At 61.3% G+C, this 11,211-nt stretch carries 10 protein-coding genes; 1 reads left to right on the forward strand and 9 read right to left on the reverse strand.

Annotated elements, in window-relative coordinates; all coding sequences use genetic code 11:
* Nucleotides 1-427 precede the first annotated feature (427 nt).
* From ACFMO5_RS01900 to ACFMO5_RS01910, 3 genes are all read right to left on the reverse strand, one after another.
* Entirely contained in the window at nt 428-1,252 is an 825-nt protein-coding gene (locus tag ACFMO5_RS01900; protein WP_376791080.1) for a class I SAM-dependent methyltransferase, read from the reverse strand.
* Between the two features lie 70 nt (nt 1,253-1,322).
* Nucleotides 1,323-1,541, reverse strand: a complete 219-nt coding sequence (locus ACFMO5_RS01905) for a hypothetical protein (RefSeq protein WP_376791081.1) — start codon at nt 1,539-1,541, stop codon at nt 1,323-1,325.
* 163 nt (nt 1,542-1,704) lie between these two features.
* Nucleotides 1,705-1,971 (reverse strand): hypothetical protein, encoded by a 267-nt coding sequence (locus ACFMO5_RS01910; protein ID WP_376791082.1) that lies wholly within the window; start codon nt 1,969-1,971, stop codon nt 1,705-1,707.
* Nucleotides 1,972-2,459: 488 nt separating this feature from the next.
* On the opposite strand from ACFMO5_RS01910, the gene ACFMO5_RS01915 reads away from it, so the two are divergent.
* The gene (locus tag ACFMO5_RS01915) at nt 2,460-2,642 is read left to right on the forward strand and encodes a hypothetical protein (RefSeq protein WP_376791083.1); all 183 of its coding nucleotides are present in this window, start codon (nt 2,460-2,462) and stop codon (nt 2,640-2,642) included.
* 313 nt (nt 2,643-2,955) lie between these two features.
* On the opposite strand, the gene ACFMO5_RS01920 is transcribed toward ACFMO5_RS01915, so the two are convergent.
* The 6 genes from ACFMO5_RS01920 to ACFMO5_RS01945 all read right to left on the reverse strand — a co-directional run.
* Complete coding sequence (locus ACFMO5_RS01920) at nt 2,956-4,353, reverse strand: hypothetical protein (RefSeq protein WP_376791084.1); 1,398 nt, start codon at nt 4,351-4,353, stop codon at nt 2,956-2,958.
* A 321-nt stretch (nt 4,354-4,674) separates the two neighbouring features.
* Entirely contained in the window at nt 4,675-6,177 is a 1,503-nt protein-coding gene (locus ACFMO5_RS01925; protein WP_376791085.1) for a hypothetical protein, read from the reverse strand.
* A gap of 12 nt (nt 6,178-6,189) precedes the next feature.
* Nucleotides 6,190-8,121, reverse strand: coding sequence for an ArnT family glycosyltransferase (locus ACFMO5_RS01930; RefSeq protein ID WP_376791086.1), 1,932 nt, complete (start codon nt 8,119-8,121; stop codon nt 6,190-6,192).
* 348 nt (nt 8,122-8,469) lie between these two features.
* Entirely contained in the window at nt 8,470-9,879 is a 1,410-nt protein-coding gene (locus ACFMO5_RS01935) for an undecaprenyl-phosphate glucose phosphotransferase (RefSeq protein ID WP_376791087.1), read from the reverse strand.
* A 54-nt stretch (nt 9,880-9,933) separates the two neighbouring features.
* Nucleotides 9,934-10,710 carry a WecB/TagA/CpsF family glycosyltransferase gene (locus ACFMO5_RS01940; protein WP_376791088.1) on the reverse strand — a complete coding sequence of 259 codons (777 nt, stop codon included), beginning with the start codon at nt 10,708-10,710 and terminating at the stop codon, nt 9,934-9,936.
* 2 nt (nt 10,711-10,712) lie between these two features.
* A partial coding sequence (locus tag ACFMO5_RS01945; protein WP_376791089.1) for an NAD-dependent epimerase/dehydratase family protein occupies nt 10,713-11,211 on the reverse strand: 499 nt, incomplete at its 5' end.

Consider the following 11,211-nt stretch of genomic DNA (forward strand, 5'->3'; position numbering starts at 1 on the left):
TCCAGTATGGTTGGTCCGACCGATCACCTCCGCCGGAGTCCTATCCCACAACCTCGCTGAACGGAAAATCCGCTGCCGGCAACTGCCGGGCCGCAACCCATGGGCTTCGAACCCGACCCCGGATCACCCCCCAGGCGTCTCCAAAGGCCGGCATCACAGCCTCCCCGCCCAAGCCGCAGCTCAGATCGTCGACGTCCCAGTTCCCGGCGCCTCAACCCGTTCCACCCATCGGCGGCAACGCCATCCGCTACGAGCTTGCGAATGCCCGTTGGCTTGATCCGGGGCAAGGCCTACGCCAGCGGCCCTCCACGTTTACCTAGCGGGTGGTTTCTCCGGGGCGGCAATGCCCCTTGTGTTCTCTCGCCTGCGCCGCGGTTTCCGGATTCCGACAACAGTCGAAGCCGAAAGATATCCCGGACGAATTGAACTAAGGAATCCATCCCAAGCGAGTTAAGCAATGCTTAATGAAATTTTTGATTTTATTCATGCCAGTCATTAAAGAACAAGATCGTATATATTGATTTTCGCCATGTCTTGATACGTCTTTTATTGCCTCCAGGCGGGCCAGTTCGTCCCGCATCTCCAGGAGCTTGGTCCGTAGCTCCACATTTTCCCGCCATAACCGCCAAAACTTCCGCTCATAGTTCCGAACCACCCGATGAAAAGGATCGGATGACCGCCGCCACCGCGCAGCCCAAGGCGTAATGAACGAAGCGTCAAAGTCCACATCTCGGAAGAACCCGTGAAGGGCGAAGCGTTCCGCCCAGTATTCCGGAGGCTGGACGTTCAGGTGTGTGATCTCTCGATAATCATCCGGCGTTGAAGAAAAAAGGATATCGTCGCTGAGTTGGCAGAGACGCTTGATGGCTTCATCCACCCGGTTCGAGGGCAGGTGTTCTAGAACTTCGATACAAACAACTAAATCGTATCGTGAGGGCAAGGCGCTCGGAAGGGGATCGAGAACAGAGGCCACATAGACATAGGCTTTGATGTCATCCCGGGCCTGGCGAATGGCAAACTCCGAGATATCGATTCCGAAGGCTTCAACCCCACGGTCCCGCAAGGCCTCAACGAGGAAACCCATCGCACAACCGACATCCAGAACGGTTCTGGGTCGGATCTCAGCGACAATACGATCGGCGATGGCTCTAAAGAACCTCAGCCATTCCTCGTTACGCTCGTAGGGTTTCCCGCAAGAGTGGCGGAAATACCAAGCGTCATACCATCGGCTTGAGATGTGTGGAATGCCCATACAAAAGCTCCTTTTTAACCTTGATCTCTCCCTCGATCCACAGAACGCTCAGCGGGCACAGGCCCGGCGGTCAGCGGAAAGCCGGGCACGTTTCCAAGGTATCGAAATGGAGCGTGAGCGCCAGATCGCTCTCCAACAAGCCCCCCGGCCAATCCGCATAGGGAACCCAGTCCCCAAAAAAGACGGCCCGATCCAGCAGCCCCAGCTCCTGAGCCAACCGGCGGGCCTCCTCATAATGGGTGGGAATCCCCAACATATGGGGATTGGGATGACGGGTCCCCGGAAACACCAGCCGGACGTCCCGCCGCCCTAAAGACCCAGTTTATCCTCCAGGCCGATACCAGGCCACATGCCTTTCACCACCGTCAGGTCGGAAGGATCCCCACCCAGATACGAGGTCTCGGCAATGAAAGGATCATATCCATCGATGATAATCGGGCTCTGAACGTCCTTCAAGGCAGGCACGTGAGCCACGAAAACAGCAGGAACCAAAATCGCGCGGGCGCCTGGATGGCCCTCCGCAGGCTCTCATCGCTCCCCGAGGCGTAGGCAATGATCGGCCAGTCAGCCGAAAGGGTCGACCCTTCCGGAACGGCCAGCACGGTTTCGAATTCCTGGGCGAGCACCCGCGCCAGATGGAAATAGCGAATGCCCGGCCCGGCCATCCGCTTGCCCACCACGTCGTGGCTGATGATCAAGATATACCCCTGCCGTTCCAATCCCGCTCCCCCCGAGGCATTGTGAGCCCGTACCCCTAGTGATGACACCCCCCACTGCCAGGACGCCCGGACCGGCAAGCCGAGCGTAAGGGACCGGCGAGGCGAAGATCCAATCCGAGCTACATGAAACAAACAGCCCGGAACTCTCCGAAGCCCTCCTCGCCCTACACCGCAGGGGTGAGTATCCGTTTCATCTCCCGATTCCTCAAGGGAATTCCAGCGCGTTCTACTCGCCCCGGCGCATCTCTTGCCTCCCCAGGAAGTAGAGGAGGCGGTGCGCGCTGGGCGGGAGCGTCTCTTGAACGGGGAGGACTCCCGTGTTCCTGGACGGAACGTTCCTTATCCATCCGTCAAGGGAAAAGTGCCCAGGAGCCGGTGTCCACCGCCCCGGGGGTCCAGCCGGACGGATGCCGGGCGATCCGGGGCTTTAGGTGGTTCGGGGCGGAAGGGGAGAGCGCCAGGAACGGGGAGGAGGTCCTCCAGGACCTTTGGCGGCGGGGTGGGAGGAGAGTGAGGATCTTCTGCGCTTAGCGTTCCTGCGCCATCCCAAGCCTATCCGCCGCCGCTTGTACCCCATGAACCCCCTGGAGCGCTCGGCCAAGTGGATCAAATGGTGGACGAAGGGGGTGGAGGTGTTCTGTGGCGAGGAGGCGGCGGAGCAACTCTTGTAACCTGATGCTGAGCCACTTAAATGAGCGGCTGGAAGGGCGTCGGCGGCGGGGCTTTGCGGAAATCGCGATGGGAAGCCGCCATTCTTGTGGGTCGACCAGGCCTAGCGTTCTCGGTGAAAAATGGACCGGCCGGCTGATGTTTCATCACTCTCCGGCCCGGCCGTTTCCGTTCGCCCGGAAGCCAAAACACCAGGTTGGGGGGCTCGCCGATGTCCGCCAGGGTATCGAGCCGTCGCCTCCGTCCGATGGATCATTCCTGCCCTGGTTGGGTAATCACCCCATACTGGCGGGATAGCAAGAGGACCTGGTGCGTTCACCATTCGCATCGGTACGCCACCAGTTCCCCGGGATACTCGGGGCGGGAGAAATGCGCTAGCGATTGGCAGAAGGGATTCACCAGTTGTTCCATCAGTCGGGGGAACCACGCGGGGTTCAACACAAGGAAATCGGGGCGATACTGACTAATAGCCCAGAGAGCGGTGTCCTCATATGTGCTCTCGTACTGCATTTGCAACGCCACATCAGGCTGGATCAGCCCGGCAAAGTCCACCATCCGACGGCGAGCGTAATAACCGATGATCCCGACCTCCAGCGTACCCACGCTGGCCTCCGGCGGCGTGTTTTCTGCCAGCCAGAGCCCAACGTCCCGATAAATCCGGGCGCGTGGGTCGGGATGATGCGCCAGCCCCCATAAGTCGCGCCCCTGCGGGAGGAGCAAGAACAGCAGGATCAGCGCCCCGAGGATTGGCTTGAAGCGCCCAAAGACCCGGCATCGGTCCGCCAGAAACTCCAGGGTGGCTTCCACCCCGAGCCCAATGGAAGCGATCATCACAGGAACTAGAGGGGCATAATACCAGAAGTAACGGCTGACCCCCAGCGCGGTGTAACCCGCAAAATAGAGCACTCCCCACCCAGTCAAAAGCAGCCAGCGGCGGGCCCTGCGCAACACGTAAGCCAACCCGACCACCAGGAATACTCCATGCGGCCAGTAGAAGGGATTGCGAGCGTACCCCTCAACCATCCGCAGGAATCCTTTAACGAATGAGTCGCTGATCGCCATCCGGGCCTGATGCTGCTTGGCGGCTAGAGTGACCGGGAAAGGGGAGCCAAAATAGAGCCAGGAGAAGAGATACCAAGGGGCAATCAACAGACCGAAGAGCAGGAGCGGCTTCCAGGGGATCCGGCGCTCTTTTAGGAGGAGCATTACGCCGATTGCGAGCCCGGCCAGCGCCCCATCCGCGCGCGTGAGGGTGGCCAGGGCCGCCAGCGCCATGGCGGCCAGGTCCCTCCCTTCCGCATGCAAAGCGAAAGCCCACAGGACCAGCGTCACATAGAAGCAAGTTTCCGCCCCAAACGTTTCGACCATCAAAGGAGTGAATGGATAGAGAAGGGCCGCCACAAGGCCCGCTGTAGGACGGCCCCACCGCCGACCCAACCGGTAGAGGGCGGGCGCGCCGATCCCCAGGCTGAACGCGCTGATCAGGGGGCTCAAACGGGGGAGGTCCGCCCAGAGGTAACTCAGGCCGGCCAACAGAAGCGTATATAACGGCGTCGTGGTGCTCAGGACCCGCTCGCCCGGGTTGTAAACAAACCCCAGCCCAACGCGCAGGTTTTGCGCGTAGCGGAAGGTGATGAAGGGGTCATCGTAAGCCCAAGAGGAGAAAGCCAAAAGGAGCAGAAGTGCCGACGTTCCGCCATAGAGAAACGGCATCCATTGTTTAAGGCGAACAATCGCCCTGAAAAATCCCGGTAACATCGTAGAGATCAGCATGCAAATCTTGGCCCATGAACTCTATCCGGGCTAGAGATGGCCGCCAAATGCTCTCCCAATCAAGCTGGAGGCCCTGGGGATGTAACCGGCCCGGCGCCTACAGAATCCAATAAGTCCCTGGATCCCTCCACTGGGTCAGTACGGATCTTGAGCGCTCAGGCCCAACACAGCCGAAGCGATCGCTTGCTGGCTCTTCCCAGATACCGTCCCCGGCCAGGCGCCAGACCGGGTATGTGGCCCCTTATGCCATCCTATCCTTCCTTATGGCACGGCCACCACAATAAACACGGGGTCGAAGCCCACCGATATCTTGCCATCCATTGGTGTCAAGGTCTGCCCAAATTTGTTATAAGCCACAGCGCCCTTAGGCAGGGTTAGCGTCGTCGTATAGGCTTTATCATTTGTCCAATAAACTTGATACTCCCTGCGAGCGCTTTTGTTGAAAAAGGCGTACCCCTCCAGAGCCCCCGTTGCAAGCGGTCCCCGATACGAAGATCCTTCGAGCAGCGTGGACATGAACTTAAAAGCATCATAAGAAGGACGCGGATGTTGGCTGCCGTCCAACAACCCTCCCTGCCGCCATCCCGGCCCGTTCATGGTGTACCAGACGCTGCCCAGTATGTTGTGGGCCCAGGTTCGAGCGTACAGCCGAACCACATACTTCGCTTGATCGTCACGAAAATCATCACGCGAGCATGCAGGATCATTATCGTCCCGCGAATCACACATCAACCCGCCCTCGTTCATTAGGATGGGCTTAGAGATACCATAGTTCTGGAACACCGACTTGATGAAATCCAATTTGCCCAGCAACGCGCCGCCTCGATGGCGCCAGTGCGGGTGGTTCAGATCCCAGTCTCCCCTCTCGTCAGGGGTCCAGAGGGGATATGCATGATAGGCCAGGATGTCAAAAAACGGTCCTCCTCCATTCCGTAGGATCCCCTCAAGAAACCTGCCCGGTTGACGGTCACAACCGCCGGTCCCGCTTTGAGGGTCGCAGTCCAGTAACAGCCCGCCAACAACCACTTGAGCCGTGGGATCCGCCTGTTTGATGGCCGGATAGACGCGCTTAAGCATCTCGGCGTAGTAACCACCCCCATAATAGTCATCCCCCTTGTCGCCCCAGCATCCGAAAGGTGAAGTGGGCGGCACAAGGCCCGGGTCGACGTCCGGTTCATTCCCCAATTCCCAATATTTCACGTTATACGGTTCGACGCTATATCGGGACACGACCTCACGCATGAAGGCGGCGAACTCGTCCAGCGCATCTTCTTTGATAGGCCCGCAATATGAACCCTGAACCCGTTGCGCCCAGGAGGGGGTCCCCCGTACAATGACCATGGGGATCAACCCATGGGCGGAAAGGGCCCGGATTTCCTGTTCCACATCAGACAGTTTCGACCAATCCCGAAGACCTATTTCCGGTTCTACCTCGGACCACAGGATGCCGTTGTATCGCACCCACCAGACGCCTGCTTCAATGGTCTGCGAGAGGGTGGCGCCGACCGCCCCCCGGTTGATCTCCACCCCGAAAACGGGAGGCGGCGGGGGATAGTTCATGGTCACCAAGGGCAAATACGTTGTGACCGGCCTTGTGTTCTGCAGCCCGTAATCCGAGCCGCTATCGGCCGCGCGCTTATCCGAATTCCGCACCCGGTCATCCAAGGCGTTCGCACGGCTCATGGTCAACCCCAGGGCGGCCGCCAGCACCACCATCACCCCGAAAACGCCCAACATGGCGGTAAACGACAATTTCCTGGTCATCTTCCTCCCCCTTTAGTGAGGCCGATAGAAAGACCAAATGGTTGATATAGAGAGAAGATCGAGAAGCAGCAGAACCAACAGCAGGCCAACCCCTCCCCTCTTCCTTACGTTTCCGGGCAAACCGCCCAGCCACCCTATCGTTAACCCCATAATTGTTGGGATTATACCCGGAAACGCGTAACGTGCAACCGACAACAGGGGATAAGGACGCTCCAACAAATAGGGGAGGACTCGGAGGAGGGCGCTCGTCCAGAGCCAGAGGCCGGCCACCAACATGAGAACAGCGCTGGCCCGGGCCGGCGGGGAGAGCTCCCTCCACCGACGGATCCCATAGACCATAGCGCCGCCCAGACCCAACAGGGTCAACCCGTCCAGGAGCCGGTACCATGGGGAGGCCAGCTGGACGTGTCCCCAGCCGAAGTAGGCCCAGAAACTCCGAAGGAGCGTGCGCGCCGTTGGAAGGTAAACCCAGCCGCTCCACGGCACGTCCAGCAGCGTGGCCAGGAAGAGGTCGAAGTCGGCAGGGATCCGCAGGAAGCGGGGAAATACCTGCTCCATCCATCTTCGCACCCGGGGCCAGGACGCCTCAGCGGAGCCGTTGCGGAGCCGGTTGACGAAGGAAGCTCCCCCCCACACGCCCTCCCGCCCCTCGGGATCGCTAAAGACGGGCGGCCGATTAGCCGGACGGATCCCCTCCACCAGAACGAGCCCATCGTAATAAACCGTGATCGTTGTCTCCCCCGTCCGGCCCAGCGAGGGCTGTAGGATGACCCAGAGGGTCCTCGCATCGGGAGCAACCGTGCCTGTAACCACGTAGAACGCTGGGGATGTCCCCACCTCGAGGGGCCGCCAGACCTCCCGGACCCCATCGTTCAACATGGGCGATCGGATTCGCACGGGCTCTGAGGCCCATACCCACGCCCCCAGGGTGACCTCCTTGCCCCGCAGGGCCTCGACGTGCCCCGCCAGGAGCGGTTGCATCAGACGGCGCCCCGGAACGGCCGAGGACATCTCCAGGGCCAACACGGCTTTCCCCAGGGGGGCTTCCGCCCGCACCTCCCGTGTGGGCCCCGCTTGGTCGCTCTGGCGGTACCAGTAAGCCGCATCCCCCCACCCCACGACCAGCATACCGGGCAACAGCCCCCATACCCCAAGCGCCAGCCACATCCACCGTTGCTTCGCCTCTCGAAGGAGCGCCAGGGCCACAACCAGCGGCACCATCCACACGGCCACGGCGACGGTGTTCTTGGTCCATAGGCACAAAGCGGCTCCTCCCCCCACCCAGACCAACCTGGGCCAAGAGAACCCTCGCTGAATCATTCGCACCGCGCCCCAGAGGAACAGCGAAAAGACCATAACGGCCCCCACGTCGTTGTTGACCGCCGTCATCAGATCCGTGTAGGCGGGCAGGAGGGCCATCATCCCCGGCACGGCCCAACGGAGGACATGCCCTGCCGGGACGAGTTCGGCGACCACCCGTCCCGCGAGCCAGACGCTGCTCAGGTAGAGGAGCAAGGAGGCGAAGCGGGCCACGTATAGCTGAAAGGTCACGTCCGCGTGGGGGATCCATCGGAGGAAGAGAGCGACCCATAAGTAATAGAGAGGCGGATGACCCAACTGCGAGGCGCCCAGCCAGACCGGCTGATCCCGGGCCAGGAGGTTGGGGGTGAAATTCATCCCCCGGAAAAACCTATGCTCCACCATCGACGCCGCCACCTCCCGCCGCAGGTCCTGGTCGTAATCCCCGGGTTTGGGCAGCACCCCCCGGCTGGCGATAAGCCACGCGTACTCGAAATGCGTGGGCTCATCGTAATGCTGCCAGGGGGGGACCAGGACCAAATACAGCAGGCCGTTCAGCAGCGCTAATACCAGCACCCATCGTTCCGGCGAGGCCAGCCGGAGCCAGCCCAGCCATTCCGTTTGACGGATTTCCAGAGCCTTCACTAGGCCAGAGCCATTCCTCCACAAATCCAGCCATGCCCTGGGCTTGGCGCCCAGCCGACCGAGAGCCCGGGAAAAGAAGGGCAATCGAACCCACCGTCCGCCGTTGTGCCCGGTGCCGGGCGGCCGCAAGGGCGTTTTCGATCTTTGGAGGGGCAGCATATGGAGCCTAAGGGAGGAAATGATTGCCGCTCTATCTCCAGCGGGAATCTCCTCGCAAGGTGGGGATGATCCGGCGGCATGGCGAACGCGGACCATACGACCCCTATGGGGCACTACAGTTCCCCACGACCCGGCTGTCGGCGGGAGGCGCTATCCTCGTGGTTCTGCTGCGCCTCCATCCCTCACCTCCTAATATGCCCCTCTCCCCCGCAACACGACCCAGATGGTCTTCCATAGAATCACCAGGTCCAGCCAGAGGGAGTAGTTCTGGATATAGAACAAATCCTCTTCGGTGTGCAGGTGCATGGGCTTGTCGGAGCGGCCGTTCACCTGCCACCAACCGGTGATGCCCTGGGGGACGGCGAAGCGTTTGCGCTGCCAGGGCTGGTACCGCTCCACCAGCCAGGGCAGCTCCGGCCGGGGACCTACTAGGCTCATGTCCCCCTTGAGGACATTGAAGAGCTGAGGGAGCTCATCCAGGCTGTACCGACGGATGAATCGCCCGACCCGCGTCACCCGAGGGTCATCCGGTTTCTTGTGGATGATGGTGCCGTCCTCCCTCACCTCGGTCACTTGGTCCTGCAGCGCCTCCGCGTTGACGACCATGGAGCGGAACTTGTACATTGTGAAGAGGCGGCCGTTCTCCCCCACCCGCTGCTGGCGGAAGAGGATGGGGCCGGGCGAATCCAGTTTGATCGCCAGTGCCACAAGGCCCATCACCGGGAGCGCCAGGAGGGTCAAGATGCTGCCGACCACCAGGTCGAAGGCCCGCTTGACCAGCCGCTGGTAGTCGTTCAACGCCGGGGCCCGCAGGTTGATCATCGGGATGCCCGCGAAGTCCTCCACAGAGGCCCGGTAGAGGGCCAGGGCGAAGTAATCGGGGACGACGTAAACATGGACCGGAAGCTCGTGGAGAGCCTGCACCAGCTGGTCCAACCGGGCGTGGGCCCGGCGGGGAAGGGCAATGACCACGTCCTCCACCCCGTGCTCCTGTACCACCCGCGTCGCATCGTCCAGCGTCCCTAGGACCGGAAGGTCGCAATCCCGTTTGGCAGGGTCGTCGTCCAGAAACCCCACCAACTCCAGGCCGGCCCAGGCATATTGCTGAATCTCTTGGGCCACCCGTTGGCCGACCTCCCCGGCGCCGGCAATCAGGACCCGACGCCGGGCCGGAGGGGCCTTGACCACCTTCCAGACCAGCCGGGCCATCATGCGCCAGCCCAAGAGCAGGACGAAGTTCAGGAGGATAAAGAGCACAAAGAGCCCACGGGAGACCTCGCGCTCGGTGAGGTAGAGCAGGCCGGCGAAACAGAGAGAGGCCAGGAGGGAGCCAAAGCCGACCCGCCCGAACTCATCTGCGGCCCGGTAGGTCCGGCGAGGATCGTAGGCGGAGACCACCAGCAGGATCAGCACCCACAGGAGCGGTGCGAGGAAATAGAGATGGGTTGGGAGATAGAGAGCGCGCAGCGGTTGGAGGCCTGGGAGGAAGGCGGGGAGTTGAGAGCGAAGGAGGGCGGCCCCTCGGAGCACCAAGAGGGTGAGCGCAGCATCCAGGGCCATGGAGAAAATCGCGAAGTCTACGCTGAAGCGCCGGAGCATAAGCCCCTCCCCGATCGCAGGTTATAAAATACCGCTCGCCATCCGCCGTTGGCGTCACTTGGTCAGCGGCCTTTTGGGCCGCAGCCTCATCGCCTCCAGCACCACCAGCGCCACGAAGAGGGGGTTATTAATTAGATACCGCCGCCACAGACGGCGGGGTTCGGTGAGCAAGCGGAAGAACCATTCCAGACCAGCGCGCTGCATCCAGCGGGGGGCCTGCGGCTTGCGACCGGTAAGGAAGTCGAAAGCCGCCCCCACGCCGATCAGCACAGGAGCCGTCAGCCGCGCCCGGTGCTCTGCCATCCAGTGCTCCTGCTTGGGCGTGCTGAGCCCCACCCAGACGATATCCGGGTTGGCCGCGTTGATCATCCGGACTACCCGCTCGTCTTCCTCGGGTGTTAAGGGACGGAAGGGCGGTGAATATGTTCCCGCCACCTGCAGGCCGGGGAAACGCTTCTGGAGCACCTCAGACAGTCGCTCCGGCACACCCTTCGCCCCACCGTAGAAGAAATGGCGGTAGCCCCGTGCTATGGACCGTTCGCAAAGGGCCAGCATCAAATCCGGACCATATACCCGATCCACGTGGCGAAAGCCCTTGAGACGGCTCAGCCAGACCAACGGCATCCCATCCGGTGTGACCAGGCCGGCCTGGTTGTGGATCTGTCGCAAAGCCTCATCCCGCTGGCTCTCCATCACGCCGTGGACGCCAGTGACGCAAATGTAATGAAGCTCCCGGCGGGCGATCCAGCCCTCAATGATCTCCAGGGCCATCGCCATATTGATCGCGCTCACACTGACGCCCAGGATGTTGACCCGCTCCACACCCTCCATACTTACCGCTCTGTCAACATTCGCCCCAGAATTCTCCGCACCTGCTCCCGGTCTTTGGTGGCGAAATACCAGTCAATCGTCCGCTTCAGCCCCTCCCGGAAGGGCACCTGCGGCTCCCAACCGAGAAGCTTCTTTGCCAGGGAGCAGTCCGCCACCCGGTTCAACGGACCGGTGGGCATATCCGGCCGGAAGACGATCTCCGCTTTATGACCCGTATACTCCAGAATCATCTTCACCGCATCAATCACCCGCACCCGCTCCATCGTCCCCAGGTTGATCGCCGTGCCGTCGTCGATCTTCTCCGCGGCCAGGAGGGTGCCCCGCACAATGTCATCCACGTAGGTCCAGTTGCGCACCTGGGTGCCATCCCCCCACACCTCAATGGGATTCTGGCCGATAAACGCCTTGGCGATCAGGGCAATGATCGCATGGTTCTCCACCCCACGAGGACCATACACGGTAAAGTAACGACAGGAAACCGACTTCAGCCCATACTCCCGG

The organism is Thermoflexus sp., from assembly GCF_042408365.1.
GTDB lineage: Bacteria > Chloroflexota > Anaerolineae > Thermoflexales > Thermoflexaceae > Thermoflexus.